Here is a 21,739-nt window from a genome sequence, read left to right as displayed (position 1 = left end):
CCGCTCCCGGCGCGCGCTGGCAGACCGGGCCCTCCGTGGTGTCCTGCCCGCTCCCGGCGCGCGCTGGCAGACCGGGCCCTCCGTGGTGTCCTGCCCGCTCCCGGCGCGCGCTGGCAGACCGGGCCCTCCGTGGTGTCCTGTCCGCTCCCGGCGCGCGCTGGCAGACTGGCCCGGTGACCCGCACCCCCGCCGCCCCCGCGTTCACCCGTCCGTCGCTCGCGCCCGGGCTGCTCGGCGCCATCGTGCTGCTGGCCGGGTTCGCGGTGATCGACGGCGAGTTCTTCACGGTGGTGCGGTTCGCGGTCGCGATCCTCGCGCTCATCATGATCGTGTTCTCGGTGCGCGCCCGCAGCTGGTGGAGCGCCGCGCTGCTCGCGGCCGTCGCCGTGATGTGGAACCCCGTCGTCGTGATCCCCGTCGAGGCCGTCACGTGGCAGTCGCTGCAGTACGTGGCCGCGATCGTGTTCATCGCCGCGGGCATCCTCGTGAAGGTGCCCGTGGAGGATGCCCCTACGCCGGGCCGACCCCGAACGCGCGCTCCTCGGTGAGCCCGCGCCGCAGGTAGGCGACGATCTCGTCGAGCGACCGGCGGGCGAGCCGGGGGTCGGCCGCCGGGTAGGCGAGCCAGCCCTGGTCGGCCTGCGGGATACGGATGAGCCGCGCCTTCGTCCCCGCGGCCTTGAGCGCCGCGACGCCCGCGACGACGTGGTCGATGCGCGCATCCGCGGCGCCGACGTGCACGAGCGCGTCCGGCAGCGGGTCGCGGGCGTGGCCCGGGCGGTCGGTGGATCCGGCGCTCGGCACGTCCCCGGACGGGCTGACGAGCACGAGCCGCAGCACGGCGGGACCGCCGGCGTCGCGGGCGAGCGCGGTGATGCGCAGCGCGCGGTCGGCGCCCGGGCCGTCACCGAGGATCCCGAGCCGCTCCGCCGTGCCGTTCCAGCCGGCCGCGTGGGAGGCGATCCAGGAGAGGCCCGCGAGCGCCTGCGCGTCGTCGTCGGGCGCCATCGTCACGACGACCGCGCGGAGGTCCTTCGCGAGCGTGGACGGCAGCCAGTCGCCGTCGTGCCGCGCGAGGACGACGAGCACGGGGGATCCGGTCGCCGAGCGGTCGTGCCCGGGCGGCGTCCACACGGCGATGTCGAGCGGCACGCCCTGCTGCCCGGCGGGGAAGCGCGTGACGTGCGTGCCCGCCGCGGGCGTGCCGCGGAGGGAGCGCGCGACGGCGGGGACGTGCCGGATCGCGAGGCCGAGCAGCCGACGACGCGGCGTGACGCGGGCGGCGGTGCGCGTCGCCATCAGGACGTGCTCGCGGATCCGGCGCCGGCCGAGCCGGGCACGGGCGTCCCGGACACCGCGGCGCGCGCCTCGGAGGGACGCGTCTCGCGCCCGCCACGGGGTACCGCACCGTGGCCCTCGGGCACGCGCTCGCCCTCGCGGACCGGTCCGGGAGGGGTGCCGTCGCCGAACGGTCGGCCGCCGAGCTCCTCGCGCCCGTGCGGCTCGAGCCAGCCCCACGTCTCGGGGCCTGCGGGCACGACGCGGGTCGGGTTGATGTCGGTGTGCGTCAGGTAGTAGTGCTGCTTGATCTGCACGAAGTCGATGGTGTCGCCGAACCCGGGCGTCTGGAAGAGGTCCCGCGCGTAGGCCCAGAGCACGGGCATCTCGTCCAGCTTCTGCCGGTTGCACTTGAAGTGCCCGTGGTAGACGGCGTCGAAGCGCGCGAGCGTCGTGAACAGGCGCACGTCGGCCTCGGTGATCGTGTCGCCCACGAGGTAGCGCTGCGTGGACAGCCGGTCGCTCAGCCAGTCGAGCCGGCCGAAGAGGCGGTCGTAGGCCTTCTCGTACGCCTCCTGGGATCCCGCGAAGCCGCAGCGGTAGACGCCGTTGTTCACGTCGCGGAAGACGAGGTCGGCGACCTCGTCGATCTCGGCCCGCAGCGCGACGGGGTAGAGGTCGGGCGCGCCCTCGCGGTGGTGCTCGGTCCACTCGGTGGAGAGGTCGAGCGTGATCTGGGGGTAGTCGTTGGTGACGACCTGGCCGGAGGGGATGTCGACGAGCGCCGGCACCGTGATCCCGCGCGGGTAGTCGGGGAAGCGCGCGAAGAACGACTCCTGCAGGCGCTCGGTGCCGAGCACCGGGTCGCGGCCGTCGGGGTCGAGGTCGAAGGTCCAGCTGCGGGCGTCGTGCGTGGGGCCGGGGAGGCCGAGCGAGATGGCGTCCTCGAGGCCGAGCAGGCGCCGGACGATCACCGAGCGGTTCGCCCAGGGGCACGCGCGCGCCGCGACGAGGCGGTACCGGCCGGCCTCGACGGGCCAGCCCTGCGAGCCGTCGCGGAGGATCCGGTCCTCGATGTAGTTCGTGTCGCGGGTGAACTCGCCCTCCTCGACATAGCGGCCGGGAGCGCCCGCCTCGTTGCTGCCTGCGGGCGTCGCCTGATCCGTCATGCATCCACCCTAGGCCGGGCCGCCCACGGCGACCGGGCCGGGCCGAGCCGCACCGCGCACAGCGGCGCACGGCACCGCCCGCGTGCCCTAAACTCCTCTACGTGCCCGTCCTCCCCGAGGCGGCCGGGCGCAGGCGGCGGACCCTCATCCCATCCCCGACCCGGAACCCCGGTTGCTCGAGGCAGGTCCCCTCGCCACCGTCCGACCGCACGCGTCACCGTGCGCGACGGGCTTACGTCCTTCCGATCCGGGAGCGCAGGCAGCGCCTGGCCCCGGCAGTGAACAAGGAGTTGCATGGCTCGCACCGGCCAGCGGCGGTCCTCCGCCCGCACGCGCACGATCGACAACGAGGGGCTCATCCCCGTGCTGGCGCGCGCCGTGCGCGAGATCGAGCAGGCCGCCCAGCGCGGCAAGCTCAAGCCCGTCAACCGCACGAAGTTCCAGGTCATCGCCGTGCTGATGCGCGAGGAGCGCACGCACGCGAAGGACCCGGCCACGCCGCTCAGCGACCCCGAGCGCGCCGAGACCCTCAAGCGCCTCGACGGCATCGCGAGCATCCTGGCCCGCACGGCCGCGCGCGACACCTCGGTGCTGCCGCTGCTGGATCCCGACGCCAAGCTCTCCGAGACCGCCCGCGCCATGCGCAAGCACATGCTGTTCGACGGCGGCGTGGAGATGGTCGTGGAGGAGGAGCCGGAGCCCGAGCCCGAGGATCCCGCGCTCGCCAAGCTCGTCGAGCGCCAGGTCGTGCCGCCCTCGGTCAAGGCCCGCGTGCTCGCGAACCCGTTCCTCGAGCCCGACCTCGACCGTCCGGCGCCCGCCGCGCCGCCCACCCGCCTCCTGGCGAACTGGGAGCTGCTCGGCCCGCTGTTCAAGTCGTTCGAGTACGGCGCCGGCGGCGGCATCGCGAGCATGGACCTGCCCGAGAGCCCGCGCATCGACCGCCTGTCGCCGCAGAACCTCGAGCTCATGCGCCACCAGGCGCGCTTCCTCGAGAGCGTGCGCCTCGGCCACCGCGAGTTCCTGCTCGCCGACGAGCCCGGCCTCGGCAAGACCGCGCAGGCGCTGCTCGCCGCGTCCGTCGCCGACGCGTACCCGCTGCTCGTCGTCGTCCCGAACGTCGTGAAGATGAACTGGAAGCGCGAGGTCGAGCGGTGGACGCCGCACCGCCGCGCCACCGTGATCCACGGCGACGGCGCGGGGCTCGACGCCTTCGCCGACGTCGTCATCGTCAACTACGAGGTGCTGGATCGGCACATCGGCTGGCTGCGCACGCTCGGCTTCCGCGGCATGGTCGTCGACGAGGCGCACTTCATCAAGAACCTGCAGTCGCAGCGCTCCAAGTTCGTGCTGGCGCTCGCCGAGAGCATCCGGCAGCGCCAGTCGAACCCGCTGCTCATGGCGCTCACGGGCACGCCGCTCATCAACGACATCGACGACTTCCGCGCCATCTGGCAGTTCCTCGGCTGGATCGACGGCGACAAGCCCACGTCGCGCCTCATGGCGGAGCTGGAGGAGGCGGGCCTCACGCCCGCCGACCCCGGCTTCTTCGCCGAGGCGCGGCGCGCGGTCATCGACCTGGGCATCGTGCGGCGGCGCAAGATCGACGTGGCGACCGACCTGCCCTCCAAGCGCATCGCCGACCTGCCCGTCGAGCTCGACGACGACCTGGGCCGGTCCATCCGCCAGGCCGAGCGCGAGCTCGCGGCGCGCCTCGTCAAGCGGTTCACGGCGCTCGTCGGCGCGCGCGGCACCACGGTCGCCGACGTCATGGACGGACCGGCGTCCGAGCGCGCGAGCCTCGTGCGGCTCGTGGCGCAGTCGGAGCTCGACGAGGCCAAGGCGCAGAAGACCGGCGAGAACGTCTTCACGATGGTGCGGCGCATCGGCCAGGCCAAGGCCGTGCTCGCGGCGGACTACGCCGCGCAGCTCGCCCGCTCCGTGGGCAAGGTGGTGTTCTTCGCGAAGCACGTCGACGTGATGGACCAGGCCGAGGCCACGTTCGCGAAGCGCGAGCTGAAGAGCGTCTCCATCCGCGGCGACCAGACCCCGGCCGCGCGCCAGCACGCGATCGACTCCTTCCAGAACGATCCCGAGGTCAAGGTCGTGGTCTGCTCGCTCACCGCGGCGGGCGTCGGCCTCAACCTGCAGGCCGCGTCGAACGTGGTGCTCGCCGAGCTCAGCTGGACGAGCGCGGAGCAGACGCAGGCCATCGACCGCGTGCACCGCATCGGCCAGGAGGAGCCCGTCACCGCGTGGCGGATCATCGCGGCGCAGACCATCGACGCGAAGATCGCGGAGCTCATCGACAGCAAGGCGGGCCTCGCGGCGCGCGCGCTCGACGGCGAGGACTTCGACGAGGCCGGATCCACGTCCGTGCAGCTCGACGCGCTGTCGCACCTCCTCGAGGAGGCGCTGGCCGCGTAGCCGACGCGGTCCGCACGCACGACGCCCCCGCGACCAGCTGGTCGCGGGGGCGTCGTCGTGCGTTCGGCGGGAGCTACTCGTCCCGGCGCCGCCGTTCGGCTGCTCGCCCGACGAGGTACGTGATGGGGAAGACGAGGACGGCGCTCACGAGCGCCGAGGCCAGGTGGTCGTTCGTGGGCGTCCCGCCGACCAGCGGCACCACGACGAGCTGCGACACGAGGACGAACGCGGTGAGGATCGCGGCGTCACGCAGCGCGCGACGGCCGGGGTAGGGGCTCATCCGATCAGGATGCGCGTCCCTGGTCGCCGGTGTGCGGATGCTCCCCAGCGCCGATCAGCCGCGCTCGGCCTTCTTGCGCTCGCGCTCCGCCTTCCGCGCCGCACGGCGCTCGCGGGCCACGGCGTCCTGTGCGTCCTGCGTCGGGTTCGAGCGCTTGGTGCCGATGACGGCGAAGGCGAGCAGGATCACCACGACCACCATCACGGCGGGCAACACGACAGACAGGATCACGGCGTCTCCTCGGCTCGGTGCTCCCGAGCGTACCGACCGGATCCGCCCGCTCAGTCCTCGAGGGCCGCGCCGCGGAGGTCCGGCAGGGTCAGGGCGGCGGCCGCGGCCAGCGCGAACACCGCCGCGAACACCCCGAACGGCAGCGCGACGCCGCCCAGCGCGACCAGCGGCGGCACGCACAGCGGCGCGACGATCGAGGCCAGCCGCCCGAAGCCCGCCGCGCTGCCCGCGCCCGTCGCGCGCACCCGGGTCGGGTAGAGCTCCGGCGTCACGGCGTAGAGCGCGCCCCACGCGCCGAGGTTCGAGAACGACAGGAGGGCGCCGAACACGAGGATCGTCGTCACGTCGTCGGCGGTGCCGAAGAGCCCGGCCGAGACGGCGGATCCGGCGAGGAAGACCGCGAGCGTCACGCGGCGCCCCCACCGCTCGACGAGCCAGGCCGAGACCGCGTAGCCGGGCAGCTGCGCGAGCGTGATCAGCAGCGTGTACTCGAACGAGCGCACGAGCGAGAAGCCCTGCGCGACGAGCAGCGTGGGAAGCCAGATGAAGGCGCCGTAGTAGGCGAAGTTGACGCAGGACCAGACGATCCAGAGGGAGAGCGTGCGCCGGCGGAGGCTCGCGCCGAAGAGGCGCTCGCGGGGCGCGGCGGGGGAGGCGTCGACGCTGTCCGTCGGATCCGGTGCGAGCTCGGCGGGGCTGTCGGCCCCGGGTGCGGGCGTCCTCCCGGCCGCCGCCTCCAGCCCGCGCACGACGCGCTCCGCCTCCGCGTGCCGCCCCTTCCCCTCGAGGAACCGCACCGACTCCGGGAGCCGCAGCCGCACGACGATCGCCCACACGGCGGGCACGGCGCCGAGCGCGAGCGCCCACCGCCAGCCGGCGTCGCTCGCGGGGATCACGAGGTAGCCGATGAGCGCCGCGGCCGTCCAGCCGACCGCCCACGCCGACTCGAGGATCACGATGACGCGTCCCCGGATGCGCGCGGGCGCGAACTCGCTCACGAGCGTCGACGCGACGGGCAGCTCGGCGCCCAGCCCGAGGCCCACCACGAAGCGCAGCGCGATGAGCGCGCCCACCGACATCGCGAGCGCTGAGACGCCCGTGGCCACCCCGTAGACCAGCAGCGTGAGGGCGAACACCTGGCGGCGGCCGATGCGGTCGGCGACCAGCCCGCCGACGCTCGCGCCGATCGCCATGCCGAGGAACCCGGCGGACGCGACGAGGCCGAGCTGCCCCGCATCCGCCTTCCAGACCACCGCGAGCTGCGCGATGACGAGCGAGATGAGGCCGACGTCCATCGCGTCGAGGGCCCAGCCGACGCCGCTGCCGCCGAGGATGCGCGAGTGCGCGCGGGTCCAGGGGAGGCGGTCGAGGCGCTGGGCGCGGCTGGGCCGCGAGGTGGTCGTGGTCATGGTCCTGGCTTCCGGGAGGGCGCTCGGGGATCGCGCGCCTCGCGGGGTGGGAGGAGGCGCTCGCGGTGGATCGAGCGTAGCGCCGGGGCGGGCAGCAGCCCGCCCCGGGACGTCAGAGCTGGCGGACCCGCTCCGCCAGGCGCTCGAACGACGCCGCGTGCGTGACCCGCAGCGCATCCCACGACGCCGTCATGTCGACGCGCTCGGGATCCGCGACCACCTCGGCGAAGCCGTGCTGCGCGCGCGGCACCGCGTCGCCCGGGAGCACGAGCGACTGGATGAAGGCGCCCGTGTCCTCGGAGAAGGTGAGCGTGTGGCTGGCGACGTTGCGGTGCCAGTCGTCCGACGGCCAGGAGAGGAACGCCACGTGGCGGGGCGCGACGCCCGTCTCGGCGGCCGAGACGTAGCTGCCGTAGTGCTCCTCGCCGGGCGAGAGGATCTTGTAGGAGCCGTTGTCGAGGTACACGAGCAGCGCCTCGTCGAAGGGCTTCTCCCCGAACATCGCCGTGTAGCGGAGCGCGTGCACGAGCACGGGCGCGCCGAGCGGCACGTGGAGCGCGGCGGCCGGCGTGGCGCTCGGCGTCGCGACGGACGACGGGACGGCGGGCTGCAGGAACTCCTCGTCGGTCACGTGCGCGCCCCACCCGGTCGCGGCGACGGGGTCGTCGCCGTCCTCCAGCACCGCGATGTGCTCCATCGGCGCGTGCGCGGTGGCGCCGTGCCAGTGCTCCTCGCCGGCCTCGATGTACACGGATCCGCCCGGCGCGACCTCGATCACGCCGCCGTCGCGCGTGCCCACCCGGGCGATGCCGGACGTGACGTGCAGGGTCTGCCCGAGGACGTGCGAGTGCCACACGGTGCGGGCGCCCGGCGCGAAGGCGACGGCCGCGACGACCGCGCGCTGGTCGGCGGTCTGCGGGGTGGAGAGCCAGCGGAGGCGGACCTCGCCCGTGAACTGGTCGGCGGGCATCGTGACGGCGGGGGTCTCGGCCTGGACGCGCATGCGGTGTCCTCTCTGTCGGGCATGCGGGATGCCCGGGTCGTGGAACGGGGAGCCCCGGCGCGGTGGTCGCGTCGGGGCACGGGCATCCTCCCGCGGGTGCGGTGGGGAACGCGGCCGGGCGTCCCCAGGGACGGATCCGCGGCGCGACCACAGCCGGGCGTCCGGCGATCAGCCGAGCGCCTCCGGGGCGCGGAAGAAGTCGCGCTCGTACGCCGCCGACAGGCGGGCGGCAGCGAGCATCGCCGGTCGCCGCAGCGGTCCCGCGAGCACCGCCGCCTCATCCACCAGCTCGCACGCGCGCCGCGTGGCCTCCGCGAACGCCGGATCCGCGTACGTCGCCAGCCACGCGCCGTACGGATGCGCCTCGCCGGCCGCCGTCGCCGCCCGGCCCGCCGCGCGGAGCCGCGTCCCGACGTCCGCGTAGATCGTGTAGCAGGGCAGCACGGCCGCGACCAGGACGGCGTAGTCGCTCGTCGCGGCGTGCGCGAGGAGGTGGTCGACGTACGCGCGCGTCACGGGTCCCGCGACCATCGGCGCCGGATGCCGGGACAGCCACTCCGCGTGCAGCGCCGACTCCGCGGCGATCGCGTCGGCCGCCGCCCGGGCCCACTCCACCTGCGCGTCCGGCGTCGGCGCGAGCTGGCTCGCCCGGGCGAGCACCCGGGAGTACGCGCGCAGGTAGATCGCGTCCTGCGCGAGGTAGTGCGAGAACCACGCCTCGGGGAGCGTGCCGTCGCCGAGGCGGCGGACGAAGGGGAGGTCGTCGATCTCGCGGCGGAGGTCGGCGGATCCCGCCCACATCTCCGCCGAGATCGGCCCGGCGTGGGTGCCGGCCGCGTCCCACAGCGCGCGCAGGTGGTCGAGCGGGCCCGCGCCGGCGCCGACCCGCAGGTCCTCGGCGTGCACGAGGGATCCGGTGAGCCAGGCCTTCGCCTCCGTGAGCGCCTCCCGCCAGCCGGCGCCGCGCGGGCGCAGCGTCGCGAGCGCGCTGGAGAGGGAGCAGCCGGTGCCGTGCGCGCTGGTGGTGGCGATGCGCGGGCCGTCGACGACGTGCACCGTCGGCTCCGCGCCGCCCGCGCCGGGGACGACGAGCGCGTCCGGGCAGTCGTCGACGCGGAGGTGCCCGCCCTTGACGATCACGCGGACGCCGTGGCGCGCCGCGAGCGTCCGCCCCTGCGCGAGCGCCTCCTCCCAGCCCTCGGCCTCGCGCTCGCCGAGGAGCGCCGCGAGCTCGGGCAGGTTCGGGGTGACGACGTCGGCGAGCGGCAGCAGGCGGCGGAGCGCCTCGGTCGCGTCCGCGTCGAGGAGCGCGTCGCCGGACTGCGCGACCATCACCGGATCCAGCACCACGACCGGCGGCCGCGTCGCGCGCAGCCAGTCGGCCACCTCGTCGACCACGGCGGCCGAGCCGAGCATGCCGACCTTCACGGCGTCGATCACGACGTCGTCGGACACCGCGTCGAGCTGCGCGCGCAGGAACGCCACGGGCGGCACGTGGATCTCCCGCACGCCCGCCGTGTTCTGCGCGACGAGCGCGGTGACCACGGCCATGCCGTAGCCGCCGTTCGCCGCGATGGACTTGAGGTCGGCCTGGATGCCGGCGCCGCCCGTGGGATCCGTGCCCGCGATGCTGAGGACGCGGGGGACGCGCGTGCGGTCGGCAGCCGCGGGGGGCGTGACCGGCTCGGGGGTCGCCGCCTCGACCGGATCCGCGCCGGTCGCGCCGGGAGCCGTCGCGGCGTCCGCCCCCGACCGCACCCGTGCCCACGCGTCCGCGAGCTCGCGCGTCGCCGCCTCGGGATCCTCCGCCGCGCAGATCGCCGACACGACGGCCGTGCCCGCTCCGCCCGCCGCGGCGATCGGCTCCACGTCGCCCACGTCCACGCCGCCGATCGCGACGCAGGGGACGGGGGAGAGGCCGGCGATGATCCCGAACCCGTCGTGCCCGAGCGGCGCGGGGTGGTCGGGCTTGGTGGTCGTGGGGCGGATCACGCCGACGCCGAGGTAGTCGACCGTGCCCGCCGCGAGCGCGCGCACCGCCTGGACGTGCTCGGGCGCGTTCGCGGTGAGGCCCACGACGAGGTGGCGGTCCGGGCTGGCCGCGTCGAGCATCCGCCGCACGAGGGCGGCCGGCACGTCCGACTGGCCCACGTGCACGCCGTCGACGCGCACGCCGCCGGCGAGGGCCGCGAGGACGACGTCGACGCGGTCGTCGACGAGCAGCAGCGGCCGGTGGGCGTGGGGGTGCGCGGAGGCGTGCGCGTCGATGGCCGCGGCCGCCTCGGTCACCGTCGCCAGCAGCTCGGCCGCGCTCGCGTGCTTGTCGCGGATCTGCACGGTCGTCGCCCCGCCCGCCACCGCCGCGGCGACGACCGCGGGCACGCCGCGCTCACCGCACAGGGCGGGATCGGTGACGAGGTAGACGGAGAGGTCGAGCGCGCTCACGAGAGGCGCTCGCGCCGGGCGACCAGCTCGGGCGTGACGGCGTCGAGCGCGTCGAGCAGCGCGACCGCGAAGGAGCCCGGCCCGCTCGATCCCTCGGCGGCGACCTCCGCGGCGATCGTGTAGACGCTCGTCGCGGCGACGGCGGCCCGCAGCGGATCCGGATCCAGCGACGCGAACGCCGCCATGACGGCGCCGAGGGCGCAGCCGCCGCCCGTGACCTTCGTCAGCAGCGCGTCGCCCGTGTGCACGCGCACGAGCCGCGTGCCGTCGGTGAGGTGGTCGACCGGTCCGGACACGGCGACGACCGTGCCGTACGTCCGGGCCAGCAGCGTCGCGGCGTCGAGCGCCTGCTCCACGTCGTCCGTCGCGTCGACCCCGCGGCCGCCCGCGCCGCCGGTCGCCAGCGCGATGACCTCCGACGCGTTGCCGCGCACGATGGTCGGCGACAGCGCGACGAGCTCGTGCGCGAGCCGCGTCCGCACGGGGAGGGCGCCGACCGCGACGGGATCCAGCACCCACGGCGTCCCCGCAGCGCGCGCCGCGTGGGCGGCCTCGACGGCCGCCTCCCGCTGCTCCGCGTGCGGCGTCCCGAGGTTGACGAGCAGGCCCGACGCGATCCGCGCGAACGGCCCCGCCTCGGTCGGCACGTCCGTCATGGCGGGCGCGGCGCCCAGCGCGAGGAGGACGTTCGCGGTGAAGCCGGTGACGACGGCGTTCGTGATGCACTGCACGAGCGGCGTGCGCTCCCGCAGCAGGCGGAGGAGGTCCGCCGATGCGGTCCCCGTCCCGGTGGTCTCGTGGGCTGATGGGCGCGCAGCGCTCATGTTGACATCCCTCCGCCGGTGCGAACCGGATCAGGTGCGACGGGTCTCATCTCAGCCCTCGTGGGCACCCCGTGTCAGGGATCCACCCTAGGGGCAGACGCGTCGCACCGCCGGGCCGACCGGCGAGGCCGGGACGCTCCGCGGTCGTGGTGGGGTCGATGCGACATGTGATCTCACGGACGAGGGGGCGACGAATCAGACGTTCATCCCGGAGCGTCTGAGTGGTCTGTCGGCCCTTCGGGTGTGGCCAGACCTCGCCAGAAGCGGCCCTCCCGCTCGTGGGTCTCGACCAGCACGGCTAGGAGAGGGAGGGCGACGTCGGCTCGGGTGAGCATGTCATCGAGCGACGCGATCACGTCAAGCACCGATCGAGGGCCGAACTGGCCCGCGAGCCGTTTGGCCTTGGTCCGAACGTTGTTGGGCGTCGGTCCGGCATCGACGATCGAGTGATTCCACAACCTGTTGTGATGGGCGCAGCGATTGCGGAGGTAGACGAAGGCCCTCACGCGATAAGCGAACCCGGCTTTCGCGACGCCGATGCTCGTCGCTACGGAGTCGGCGAGTGCCCCTTGTGCTCCCCGCTCGATCGCCTTGGACAAGGTCCCGAACGACCACGCTTCCACAGCGGACCACACCGGCAGTCGCCTGTAGTCGGCGTCCTCTCCTGCCTGCCCGCGGTAGCGGAGGATGTGCCGGTCCTTGCTGCGGTCGATGTCCCGGAGACAGGACTCCACGGTCGCCTCCCGACCCCCGACGTCCGTGTAGAAGTCCTGCTCGAGATACGTCTGATACGGGCCGTGCTCACGGCCGATGACATGTGCCACATGCGACCGCAGCAGGAGCTCGACCTGAGCGAGCGGCCGGACGAGAGAATCGCGCAGTGCCTCGTCGGCGACGTAGACCCCGCGGACGTCGTCGAATGCAGTCCCGTTCACGAAGTGATCGTCGCCGAGATGCGGAGCTCTCTGGAAGTAGCGCGCGTACCCCGAGAAGCGGTAGTAGTTGTGCGCCGCCAGGAACCGGGCGCAGTCCGATTCGTCGGGCACTATCAGGCCACGGCCGACCATCAGAGCGGTCTGATCGTGCCAGGACAGATAGGGCTTCATCGCACCCCTCGGAAAGAAAAAGGCCCCTCCCATTTGAGCATCGTGGAGAGGCTTGGGAGGGGGTCGATTGAGTCAATGATAGCCGATCCTTGGAACGGCGCGAGCCCGCCGGCTCGTTCTGGGGAGTCCCCACCAGTGCCCCATCTCGGCCCTCCTCGAAGCCGGACGCAGCGGCAGCCCCGGAGACCAAAATCACGCGGACACCGCCGCGCTGCTCGCGATCAGACAGCGCCCAGCGCGGCGGCAGGAGGTCGCGCCGTCCCGCGCTAGGCGAGCCCCGCCACGTCCAGTACCCACGCGTAGTCGGATGCGCGCTCGCGCCACGCGTCGTACCGGCCCGACTTGCCGCCGTGGCCGGCCTGCATCTCCGTGCGCAGCAGCACGGGCGCGCCGACCTCGCGGAGGCGGGCGGTCCACTTGGCGGGCTCGACGTAGAGCACGCGCGTGTCGTTCAGGCTCGTGACCGCGAGGATCCGCGGGTACTGCACGTCCTCGCGCACGTTCTCGTAGGGCGTGTACGACTTCATGTACGCGTAGACCTCGGGGTCGTGCAGCGGGTCGCCCCACTCGTCCCACTCGATCACGGTGAGCGGCAGCGACGGGTCGAGGATGCTCGTGAGCGCGTCGACGAACGGCACGCCCGCGAGGATCCCCGCGAACCGGTCCGGCGCGATGTTCGCGACCGCGCCCATCAGCAGGCCGCCGGCGCTGCGGCCCTCGGCCACCAGCTTCTCCGGGCTCGTCCACCCGCGCGCGATGAGGTGGTCGGCCGCGGCGACGAAGTCGGTGAACGTGTTCTTCTTGGTGAGCGTCTTGCCCTCGTCGTACCAGCGTCGACCCATCTCGCCGCCCCCGCGCACGTGCGCGATGACGAACGCCATGCCCCGGTCGAGCAGCGACAGCCGGGCGATGGAGAACGACGGGTCGATGCTCGCCTCGTACGATCCGTAGCCGTAGAGCAGGAGGGGCGCGGGCGTGCCGGGGTGCACGAGGCCGCGCTTGTAGACGACGGACAGCGGGATCTCGGTCCCGTCCTCCGCCGTCGCCCACTCGCGGGCCTGCACGTAGTCGTCGGGGTCGTAGCCGCCGCGCACGGGCTGCTGCTTGAGGAGCCGGAGCTCGCGCGTCGCGAGCACGTAGTCGTAGGTGGTGGCCGGGGTCGCGAGGCTCGTGTAGCCGAGGCGGATCGTGGGCTGCGCGAACTCGGGGTTGCCTGCCGTGCCGACCGTGTAGATCGGCTCGTCGAACGCGATCTCGTGCAGCTGCTCGCCGTCGAGGACGCGGTCGAAGGGGATCACGCCCACGCGGGTGAGGCCCTCGCGGCGGTACGAGATCACGAGGTGGTCGGCGAACGCGCTGGCGTCCTCGAGGCGCACCTCGTCGTCGTGGGGGATGACGACCTGGCGGTCGGTCGTGGAGGTCGGGTCGTCGGCGGGCACGTCGATCAGCTCGAAGTTGGTGGCGCCGTCGTTGTGCAGGATGAGGAGCCGGTCGCTGCCGTCGATGACCGCGTGGTCGACGTCGTACTCGACGCCGTGGCGGCGCGGCCACACCGAGCGGAACTGGCCCGTGGGATCCCCGGCGTCGAGCAGCAGCACCTCGGTCGTGATCTTCGAGCCGACGTAGATGGTGAGGTACTGGCGGCTGCGCGTCATGCCGAAGCCGACGAAGTAGCTCTCGTCGGGCTCGGTGAACACCTTCACGTCCTGCGACGCGGGGGTGCCGACGCGGTGGCGCCACACGGTGTCGGGGCGCCAGGCGTCGTCGACCGTGACGTAGAAGAGGTGGTCGCCGTGCGCCGAGAACGTGGCGCCGTGGCTGGTGCCGGGGATCTCGTCGGCGAGGTCCTCGCCCGTGGCCAGGTCGCGGATCTTGAGCGTGAACCGCTCGTCGCCCTCGGTGTCGGTGGAGTAGGCGAGGAGGGATCCGTCGGGGCTGACCTCGAACGCGCCGAGGGAGAAGAACTCGTGGCCGTCCGCCTCGGCGTTGGAGTCGAGGAGCACCTGCTCGCCGGGGATCGCGGCGCCGTCGGCCGCGGGCTCGATGGCGGGCGGCGTCCAGTCGTCGGGACCCGCGATGGGGCGGCGGCAGCGGATCGCGTACTGCGACCCCTCGACCGTGCGGGCGTAGTACCACCAGTCGCCCTCGCGGACGGGCACCGAGAGGTCGGTCTCCTGCGTGCGGTCCTTGATCTCTGTGAAGATCCGCTCGCGCAGCGGCTCCAGGTGCGCGGTCTGCCCCTCCGTGTACGCGTTCTCGTCCTCGAGGTGCGCGATGACCCGCGCGTCGTCCTTGTCGCGCAGCCACTCGTAGCGGTCCACGAACGTGTCGCCGTGGAAGGTGCGCTCGAACGGGCGCTGCTCCGCGACGGGAGGGGTGGCGGGGGAGTCGGATGCGGGGGAGGAGACGGCCGGGATGGCGGGGTCGGTCATCCCGTCAGCCTACCGACGGGGGCATGCGCACCTTCGATGAGTTCCGAAGGTGCGCATGCCCCCTGTCCTGCCCTCTGCTGCCGTCCGAAGCTCGTGCGCGCTTCAGTCCTCCGGTCGTGGACGTCGCCTTCGGATTGCGACGACCACGGCACCCACGACGATGAGCGCGCCACCGAGCACACCCCACCAGCTGCCAGCCCCATCAGTGGCTCCGTACGGGATCGACAAGAAGATCAATCCGATGCCCACGAGGGCGAGGAGGATCTGTCCGAACATCTGCCCCTTCCCCTCAGTGCCTAAATCTCGACGTCGCGTTCCAGAAATCACTGCACACCCCCTCGAGCGCTTCTCCTCCGTTGAACGCTGCCCCGAGGACAGCGAGCCAGTTCCCCGTCATCACACCACCGGCACCGGCGAATCCGGTTCCCGCGAGCCGCAGGTAGCAGCGCCGCTGACGGGCCTGCTCGTGCAACGTCAGGTGCGGGCCGTAGGTGGTGTGCACCGGGCGGCCGTGATCCATGTAGCAACCCACGGACGACGAGCAGTAGGTGGTCGGCTGCTCTCCCCACTGGTCGAGGACCTCGGCCTGTGCGGGGGCCGCAAGTCCGAACGTGAGCAGGCCGACCGCACTGATGCTCAGGATGACGCGTCTTGCACGCACAACTACCTCTTCTCGACGATCACGGATCGCCGTTCACTGCACCCTCATTGCCGCGGGTGAAAGATAAAAGGCATTTCGGTGTTGGCGTCGGAGAAGTGCACAGACCCGGCGCAGCACGCGCCCTGCATCCCAGAGGATCAGGAGGTGAGCGGCCCGGCCTCGCGCGGACCGGTCGCGCCCGGCGTCGTCACCGCGCCGAGCGTGCTCGAGCGGGTGGCGAGGCGCGCGACGGCCTGCAGCGGGATCGACAGCCAGCCGGGCCGGTTGCGCACCTCGTAGATCGCCTCGTAGACGGCCTTGTCGATCTCGAACGCGTCGAGCAGGGCCCGGTTCGCGCGGAGGTCGGTGCCGGAGCGGGCGATGTAGCCGTCGACGAACGCGCGGCGCGCGGCGGACGCCCACGCGGCGGCGGACTTGCCGGGGTGCGCGAGCGCGTAGGAGCCGGCGACGTAGTCGAACGAGCGGAGCATGCCGGCGACGTCGCGGAGCGTGACGTCGGGCAGCGAGCGCTCGTGCATCGGCCGCAGCGGCTCGCCCTCGAAGTCGAGGAGCACCCAGCCGCGGTTCGGCACCGAGAGCACCTGGCCGAGGTGGTAGTCGCCGTGGATGCGCTGCAGCTTCGGCCACTCGCCCTTCTCGGCGGCGTCGTACACGCTCGAGATGGCGTCGTGGAAGGCGGCGATCTCGGGGACCTCGCGCTCGGCCGTCGCGTGGCGGCGGCGGAAGCTGACCATGATCCCCTCGATGACGTCGGGCGTGGCCTCGACGGTGGGGAGCGCGGCGGCGAGCGTGGCGTGCACGTCGGCGGTCGCCTCGCCGAGCGCGCGGGCCTCGGCCTGGAAGTCGGCGTCGGCCTCGGCGGCGCGGAGCGCGACGCGCCAGGCGTCGGTCACGCCGGGGAGGAACTCCTGCGCGAAGGCGACGTGCCCGACGGCGCGTCCCTCCTCGCGGCCGGAGTCACTCCACTCGGCGAGCACGCTGCCCATGGTCTGCGGCACGAGCCGGGATCCGGCGCCCGCGATGGCCGACTGGAGCACGACGTCGGGGTTCTCGCCGTGGTGCAGCGCGCGGAAGACCTTCACGATCATCGGGTTCACGGCGTGGCCGTCCGCCGAGACCATGTCGTAGATGATCGACGTGTTCGACTGCTCGCCCGAGAGCACATGGGATCCGACGACCGTCGCGATCTCGACGCCCGGCTGGCGCTGGCCGCGCGCGGTCGCGCCGAGCGACGTCTCGTCGACGTCGGCGTCGCGGTCGTCGAGGATGGTGCGGATGAGCGCCCATGCGTACGCGGGGTCGTGCGGGCCGTCGTAGACGTGCAGCTCGACGCCGTCGTCCTCGACGGTGGTGCCGATGTGGAAGGGCTTCAGCTCCTCCAGCGGCGCCTGCCGGTAGGTGAGCGGCACCTGGTACAGGACGGGCTTGGCGCTGCCGTGGTCGATGATCAGATGCGTCTCGATGCGGGCGAACCAGCCCTCGTCGCTGAAGCTCCAGCCGCCGATGCGCTCGAGGCGCGGCTCGGTGCCCTTGGAGGCGAACCAGCGCTGCTCGCGCATCCACGCCGCGAGGAAGTCGGGGATGACGCTGAGGTCGTGGTGCTGCATGGCTCAGACCACCTTCGCGGTCACGTCGGCGAGCGACGGGTTGGTGGCGGAGGAGCCGTCGGGGAACAGCACCGTCGGCACGGTCTGGTTGCCGCCGTTGATGGCCTCCACGAGCTCCGCGGTGCCGGGCACCTGCTCGATGTCCACCTCGTCGTAGCCGATGCCCGCGCTATCGAGCTGGGCCTTCAGCCGGCGGCAGTAGCCGCACCAGGTGGTGGAGAACATCGTGATCCGCCCGGGGGCAGGTACGTAGGAGGAGGTCTCGGGCGCCATGGTCCTCACCCTACGCGCCGTTCTCGACGCCGACCCGGGATCCGCGGCGCGCGAGCGGGTGCTCGGCGCGTCGCGGATCCCCTGGTGCGGTCCCGGTCAGCGGCGGATGCGGCTCAGCCGAGGAGCGAGCGCTGGAACCACGCGTTGCGGAACTTGCCCGCGGGATCGAGGCGCTCGGCGAGGGCGAGGAAGTCGCCGGATCGCGGGTACAGCGGGGCGATGTCGGCGGCCTGGGCGGTGAAGACCTTGCCCCAGTGCGGGCGGGCGCCGAACGGCCGGATCGCCGTCTCGACGTCCACGAGCAGCGCCTCGACAGCCGCCTGGTCGCGCTTCCACGTGAAGTGCAGGCCGATGGTCGTCTGCCCGAACTGGGGGCTCAGCCACAGCCGGTCCTCGGCGACGGCGCGCAGCTCGCACACGAGGAGGATCGGGCGGATCCGGTCGCCCATGTCGCGGAGCGCCCGCACGGCCTCGACGGCGCGGTCGAGCGGCACGTGGAACTCCGACTGGATCTCCTCGCCGTCGCTCGGCGTGAAGCCCATCTTGAAGTGCGAGAGGCGGTCGGACCAGAGCCCGACGACCCCGAGCTGCGACGTGCTGTTCACCGGATCGATGCCGAGGATCGGGTGGCGCTCCTCGGTGGCGGCGGGCGCCCCGAAGTAGTCGGCCACGACGACTTCGTCCTCGGGCTGGCCGTCGACGTCGAGCTGCACGCGGCTCTTCAGCCACACCTGGTCGGTGGCCTCGCCGAAGCGCGTGAAGACGCTGACGCTGTACGCGCCGCCGAACACGTCCTCGAGGTTGGCGTCGAAGGCGTCCCACGAGAGGCCCTCGAACACGCGCTGGCGCACGAGGTAGGCGGGCTCGACGTCGAGCGTCACGCGCGTGACGACGCCGAGCGCGCCGAGGCCCACCACGACGCCGTCGAAGTCGTCGTCCCCGCGGCGGTACGTGACGGTCTCGCCGTCGCCCGTGATCAGCTCGAGCGCGGCGACGGCGGTGCCGAGGTTGCCGTTGCCGATGCCGGATCCGTGGGTCGCGGTCGCGATGGCGCCGCCGACCGAGATGTGCGGCAGCGACGCGAGGTTGTGGATCGCGAGGCCCTCCTCGCCGAGGAGCTCGGCGAGCTTCCCGTAGGCGAGGCCCGCGGAGAAGGTGGCGGTGCTGGCGTCGCGGTCGATCACGAGGTCGGCCGGCAGCTCGGCGAGCGAGACCAGCACGTCGGAGTCGGCGATGTCGTTGAACGAGTGGCGGGATCCGAGGACGCGGATGCGCGTCGCCTCGCGGACGATCGTCCGCAGCTCCTCGACGCTCGTCGGCGTGCGGACCTCGCGGGCCGTGTACGCGTAGTTGCCGGCCCAGTTGGTGCCCGCGGTGCCCTGCTCGATGGTGTCGGTCATGCGTCCTCCTCGCGCCCGCCATCGGACGCCGTCATCTCCAGCTTGCTCGCCCTCCGGCCGGAGGGTCCGCGATCGTGCACGGTCCGGCCGCGCCTGGCGGCGGCGGACGCGGGGAGCGCCCGCCGCCGGTCCGTCAGCGGCTGCGGATGGTGAGCTCCAGCGTGCGGGCCGAGGGCCACAGCTGGTGCTCGGGCAGCACGTCGAGCCCGCACGCGCGCGAGCCCAGCCCGTGCTGCGCGGCGTCGATGTGGAGGTGCACCGCCTCGCTCGCGGGCAGCTCGTGCGGGTGCGTCGCGCGGTCGAGCTCCTGCGGCGTGTGCCGCGAGGCCGTGAAGCCGGGGCGGCGACCGGCGCTGTCGGGCCGGGCCCGGATCACGATGCCGCCCTCGCCGTCGAACGTGCCGAGCTCCAGCTCCCGCAGGTCGCTGCGGTGGCCGGTCTCCTGGGGCATCGAGTAGACGGCGCCCAGGTCGTCGACGAGCGACGAGAACCGGCCGACGAGCGCCGCGCGGCGCGAGTCGGGGTACGACTCGAAGGGGCCGGTGCCGAACCACTCCGCGTTGGTGACGCTCGCGGGCAGGTCGAACAGGATCCCGACGCGCGGCCACGTGATGGCCCAGCCGGCGCTCGGCACGATGTCGACGCGCACGTCGAGCGCGCCGTCGGCGCCCTCGGTCCAGCAGTACGTCGTGTCGACCGAGTCGAAGGACTGCGCCGCGCTCGTGCGCACGACGACCGTGAGCGAGCCGGAGCCGACCTTCACCGAGCGGACCCGGTGCGTCAGCCGGTCGAGGCCCGCCCCGCGCCAGCGCGCCTCGCTCGACGGGCCGGGGACGCCCTTGCCGAAGGTGAGGCGCGGATCCGCGAGCTCGTAGGAGCCGCTGCTGTCGCTGCGGTCGTTGTCGGTGGGCGCGCGCCACAGCTCGAGGCGGGGGCCGTCGACCTCGAGCGAGCCGAGGCGCACGAGGCGGCCGGTGGCGAGGTCGAACTCGCCGTCGCCGAGGGTCAGGCGCGTGGCGCCGGATGCGGGGTAGGTCTCCTCGTCGGCGTCGACCCAGCGCGCGGGCACTGCCGGGCGGGGTGCGGGCGTGAGGTCGAACTGCTGGACGGCGACCACGTGGCCGGCCTCGGCCCACGGCTCGTCGTCGCGGAGGATCGCCTGCACGGTCAGCCACACCTCGGCGCCCTCGGTCGCGAGGTCGCCCGCGTCGAGCGCGTCGGCGGGCAGCGGGATCCGGACGGTGCCGCCGGCGACGACGGGCTCGACGTCGAGGACGCCGGTCGCCACGTCGTCGCCGTCGACCGCGAGCACCCAGACGAGGCTCGCGTGCGCGGTGGAGATCGAGTGGTACCGGTTCTCGACCACGAGGGACGCGGATCCGCCGTCGCGCTCGAGCCCGAACGCGATCGGCTGCACGACGGCCTTGTACTCGGCGAGGCCGGGCGTGGGGGTGTCGTCGGGCAGCACGAGGCCGTCCATCACGAAGTTGCCGTCGTGCACGACCTCGCCGAAGTCGCCGCCGTAGGCGTAGAACGCCTCGCCGTCCGCGGTCTCGGTGAGGATGCCGTGGTCGCGCCACTCCCACACGAAGCCGCCGTGCAGGCGCGGGTAGCGGAGCACGAGGTCCTCGTACTCGCCGATCTGGCCCGGGCCGTTGCCCATCGCGTGCACGTACTCGCAGAGGATGAAGGGCTTGGTGCGCTGGCGCATGCCCTCGCCGGGCGTGCAGCCGAGCAGGTCGCCCGGGATCACGTCGCTGCCGATGGACTCGGTCTCCTGCAGGTTCGAGTACATGCGCGAGTAGACGTCGGTGTACTCGCCCGTGTAGTCGCCCTCGTAGTGCACGGGGCGGCCGGGGTCGCGGCGGTGGACCCACGCCGACATGGCGGCGAGGTTGCGTCCCGTGCCCGACTCGTTGCCGAGGGACCACATCACGATGGAGGGGTGGTTCTTGTCGCGCTCGATCGTGCGCTCGATGCGGTCGAGGTAGTGGTCGGCGAAGCGCGGGTCGTCGCTGGGGTTGCCGACCCAGCCGCCGAACTCGAAGCCGTGGGTCTCGAGGTCGCACTCGTCGATGACCCAGAAGCCGAGCTCGTCGGCGAGGTCGAGGACGCGCGGGTGCGGCGGGTAGTGGCTCGTGCGGATCGCGTTGACGTTGTGCTGCTTCATGAGGAGCATGTCGGCGCGCGCGTGCTCCTCGTCGAAGACGCGGCCGCGCTCGGGGTGGGCCTCGTGCCGGTTGACGCCGTGGAAGACCACGCGGCGGCCGTTGACGAGGAACAGGTCGCCCTCGATGCGCACGGTGCGGAACCCGAGGCGGATGGAGAGCGCCTCGACGTTCGTGCGGAGGAAGCCCTGGTACTGCGTGGGGCTCTCGGCGCTCCACGGCGCGACGTGGTCGACGTGCACGGGCGCGACGTCGGCGGGGGTGTCCCACGTGACGTGGATCCCCAGGTCCTCGACCTCGAACGTGACGGGGTACGCGCTGGGCTCGGCGTCGACCTCGACGTGCACCGTGCCGGCGCCCGTCTCGTGGTCGTACTCGGCACGCGTCCACGCGTCGTCGATGCCGCCCGTGGGGCGCCCGAGGAGGGTGACGTCGCGGAAGATGCCGGGCATCCACCACTGGTCCTGGTCCTCGAGGTAGCTGGCGATCGACCACTGGTGCACGCGCACGGCGAGCACGTTGGATCCGGGGCGCAGCGACGCGGTGACGTCGAACTCGTGCGAGAGGCGGGATCCCATCGCGGTGCCGACCTCGTCGCCGTTCAGCCACACCTTGAAGGCCGACTCGACGCCCTCGAAGCGGAGCACGACGCGCTCGAGCGACTGCCAGTCCGTGGGCACGTCGATATCGACGCGGTAGTCGCCCGTGGGGTTCTCATCCGGCACGAACGGCGGCTCGACGGGGAAGGGATACTGCACGTTCGTGTAGGCGGGCAGGCCGAAGCGGCCGTCCTGGCCGAGCACCCAGTGGCTCGGCACGGGGATCTCGTCCCAACCGGAGTCGTCGAACGCCGGGTCGGCCATCTCCTCGGAGAGGCCGCGGGGGGTGGGGGAGAGGCGGAACCGCCAGTCGCCGTTCAGCACGATGCGCGGGGCATCCGAGTGCAGGCAGGACCGGGGGCGGCGGGCCGCGCCCGTCGTGGGGGCGAAGTCCTCGAAGTAGGGGAGGGCGTGCGTCATGGGCTTC

Annotated in this window: 17 protein-coding genes and 1 riboswitch; of the genes, 2 read left to right on the top strand and 15 right to left on the bottom strand. The window is 73.2% G+C overall.

What is annotated here, in order from left to right:
• The first annotated feature begins 173 nt into the window (after positions 1-173).
• Positions 174-548: a DUF6804 family protein gene (locus tag ITJ40_RS13620; RefSeq protein ID WP_194667583.1), complete on the top strand. Its 375-nt coding sequence runs from the start codon at positions 174-176 to the stop codon at positions 546-548.
• On the opposite strand, the gene ITJ40_RS13615 is transcribed toward ITJ40_RS13620, so the two are convergent.
• Both ITJ40_RS13615 and ITJ40_RS13610 read right to left on the bottom strand, forming a co-directional pair.
• Positions 511-1,299, bottom strand: a complete 789-nt coding sequence (locus ITJ40_RS13615) for an alpha/beta hydrolase (RefSeq protein WP_194667582.1) — start codon at positions 1,297-1,299, stop codon at positions 511-513. The genes ITJ40_RS13620 and ITJ40_RS13615 overlap by 38 nt on opposite strands.
• Positions 1,299-2,447 (bottom strand): glutathione S-transferase family protein, encoded by a 1,149-nt coding sequence (locus ITJ40_RS13610; protein WP_194667581.1) that lies wholly within the window; start codon positions 2,445-2,447, stop codon positions 1,299-1,301. The genes ITJ40_RS13615 and ITJ40_RS13610 overlap by 1 nt, the downstream gene beginning before the upstream one ends.
• Positions 2,448-2,741: 294 nt before the next feature.
• Between ITJ40_RS13610 and ITJ40_RS13605 the strand changes: the two genes are divergently transcribed.
• Complete coding sequence (locus ITJ40_RS13605; RefSeq protein WP_194667580.1) at positions 2,742-4,874, top strand: DEAD/DEAH box helicase; 2,133 nt, start codon at positions 2,742-2,744, stop codon at positions 4,872-4,874.
• 73 nt (positions 4,875-4,947) lie between these two features.
• Here the strand turns inward: ITJ40_RS13605 and ITJ40_RS13600 are convergent, their stop codons facing one another.
• The 13 genes from ITJ40_RS13600 to ITJ40_RS13540 all read right to left on the bottom strand — a co-directional run bounded on the left by ITJ40_RS13600 (position 4,948) and on the right by ITJ40_RS13540 (position 21,732).
• Positions 4,948-5,154, bottom strand: a complete 207-nt coding sequence (locus ITJ40_RS13600) for a hypothetical protein (RefSeq protein WP_194667579.1) — start codon at positions 5,152-5,154, stop codon at positions 4,948-4,950.
• Between the two features lie 54 nt (positions 5,155-5,208).
• Positions 5,209-5,385, bottom strand: coding sequence for a hypothetical protein (locus tag ITJ40_RS13595; RefSeq protein ID WP_194667578.1), 177 nt, complete (start codon positions 5,383-5,385; stop codon positions 5,209-5,211).
• Between the two features lie 50 nt (positions 5,386-5,435).
• The gene (locus tag ITJ40_RS13590) at positions 5,436-6,794 is read right to left on the bottom strand and encodes an MFS transporter (protein WP_194667577.1); all 1,359 of its coding nucleotides are present in this window, start codon (positions 6,792-6,794) and stop codon (positions 5,436-5,438) included.
• Between the two features lie 112 nt (positions 6,795-6,906).
• Positions 6,907-7,797, bottom strand: coding sequence for a cupin domain-containing protein (locus tag ITJ40_RS17465; RefSeq protein WP_194667576.1), 891 nt, complete (start codon positions 7,795-7,797; stop codon positions 6,907-6,909).
• 168 nt (positions 7,798-7,965) lie between these two features.
• Positions 7,966-10,242 carry a bifunctional hydroxymethylpyrimidine kinase/phosphomethylpyrimidine kinase gene (locus tag ITJ40_RS13580; protein WP_194667575.1) on the bottom strand — a complete coding sequence of 759 codons (2,277 nt, stop codon included), beginning with the start codon at positions 10,240-10,242 and terminating at the stop codon, positions 7,966-7,968.
• Complete coding sequence (gene thiM / locus ITJ40_RS13575; protein ID WP_194667574.1) at positions 10,239-11,066, bottom strand: hydroxyethylthiazole kinase; 828 nt, start codon at positions 11,064-11,066, stop codon at positions 10,239-10,241. The genes ITJ40_RS13580 and thiM overlap by 4 nt, the downstream gene beginning before the upstream one ends.
• Positions 11,057-11,148: riboswitch (TPP riboswitch) on the bottom strand. Its footprint overlaps the gene before it by 10 nt.
• A gap of 121 nt (positions 11,149-11,269) precedes the next feature.
• Positions 11,270-12,172, bottom strand: coding sequence for an Abi family protein (locus tag ITJ40_RS13570; RefSeq protein ID WP_194667573.1), 903 nt, complete (start codon positions 12,170-12,172; stop codon positions 11,270-11,272).
• Positions 12,173-12,438: 266 nt separating this feature from the next.
• On the bottom strand, positions 12,439-14,604 hold the full coding sequence (locus tag ITJ40_RS13565) for a S9 family peptidase (RefSeq protein ID WP_194667572.1): 2,166 nt from the start codon (positions 14,602-14,604) through the stop codon (positions 12,439-12,441).
• A gap of 289 nt (positions 14,605-14,893) precedes the next feature.
• On the bottom strand, positions 14,894-15,265 hold the full coding sequence (locus ITJ40_RS13560; RefSeq protein WP_194667571.1) for a hypothetical protein: 372 nt from the start codon (positions 15,263-15,265) through the stop codon (positions 14,894-14,896).
• 137 nt (positions 15,266-15,402) lie between these two features.
• On the bottom strand, positions 15,403-16,872 hold the full coding sequence (locus ITJ40_RS13555; RefSeq protein WP_194667570.1) for a phosphotransferase: 1,470 nt from the start codon (positions 16,870-16,872) through the stop codon (positions 15,403-15,405).
• Between the two features lie 3 nt (positions 16,873-16,875).
• Positions 16,876-17,145, bottom strand: a complete 270-nt coding sequence (locus ITJ40_RS13550) for a mycoredoxin (protein WP_194667569.1) — start codon at positions 17,143-17,145, stop codon at positions 16,876-16,878.
• Positions 17,146-17,258: 113 nt separating this feature from the next.
• Complete coding sequence (locus ITJ40_RS13545) at positions 17,259-18,545, bottom strand: D-arabinono-1,4-lactone oxidase (protein ID WP_194667568.1); 1,287 nt, start codon at positions 18,543-18,545, stop codon at positions 17,259-17,261.
• 133 nt (positions 18,546-18,678) lie between these two features.
• Entirely contained in the window at positions 18,679-21,732 is a 3,054-nt protein-coding gene (locus tag ITJ40_RS13540) for a glycoside hydrolase family 2 TIM barrel-domain containing protein (protein WP_194667567.1), read from the bottom strand.
• Positions 21,733-21,739: the final 7 nt, after the last annotated feature.

The sequence above is a fragment of the Clavibacter sp. VKM Ac-2872 genome, from assembly GCF_015351105.1.
Classification (GTDB): domain Bacteria; phylum Actinomycetota; class Actinomycetes; order Actinomycetales; family Microbacteriaceae; genus Clavibacter.
This window is presented reverse-complemented; position numbering and strand designations above follow the sequence as displayed.

Coding starts and splice junctions, on each gene's coding strand:
- ITJ40_RS13565 (WP_194667572.1), bottom strand. CDS start 14,604: ATGACCGACCCCGCCATCCCGGCCGTCTCCTCCCCCGCATCCGACTCC.
- ITJ40_RS13605 (WP_194667580.1), top strand. CDS start 2,742: ATGGCTCGCACCGGCCAGCGGCGGTCCTCCGCCCGCACGCGCACGATC.
- ITJ40_RS13610 (WP_194667581.1), bottom strand. CDS start 2,447: ATGACGGATCAGGCGACGCCCGCAGGCAGCAACGAGGCGGGCGCTCCC.
- ITJ40_RS13600 (WP_194667579.1), bottom strand. CDS start 5,154: ATGAGCCCCTACCCCGGCCGTCGCGCGCTGCGTGACGCCGCGATCCTC.
- ITJ40_RS13615 (WP_194667582.1), bottom strand. CDS start 1,299: ATGGCGACGCGCACCGCCGCCCGCGTCACGCCGCGTCGTCGGCTGCTC.
- ITJ40_RS13550 (WP_194667569.1), bottom strand. CDS start 17,145: ATGGCGCCCGAGACCTCCTCCTACGTACCTGCCCCCGGGCGGATCACG.
- ITJ40_RS13545 (WP_194667568.1), bottom strand. CDS start 18,545: ATGACCGACACCATCGAGCAGGGCACCGCGGGCACCAACTGGGCCGGC.
- ITJ40_RS13570 (WP_194667573.1), bottom strand. CDS start 12,172: ATGAAGCCCTATCTGTCCTGGCACGATCAGACCGCTCTGATGGTCGGC.
- thiM (WP_194667574.1), bottom strand. CDS start 11,066: ATGAGCGCTGCGCGCCCATCAGCCCACGAGACCACCGGGACGGGGACC.
- ITJ40_RS13555 (WP_194667570.1), bottom strand. CDS start 16,872: ATGCAGCACCACGACCTCAGCGTCATCCCCGACTTCCTCGCGGCGTGG.
- ITJ40_RS13540 (WP_194667567.1), bottom strand. CDS start 21,732: ATGACGCACGCCCTCCCCTACTTCGAGGACTTCGCCCCCACGACGGGC.
- ITJ40_RS13590 (WP_194667577.1), bottom strand. CDS start 6,794: ATGACCACGACCACCTCGCGGCCCAGCCGCGCCCAGCGCCTCGACCGC.
- ITJ40_RS17465 (WP_194667576.1), bottom strand. CDS start 7,797: ATGCGCGTCCAGGCCGAGACCCCCGCCGTCACGATGCCCGCCGACCAG.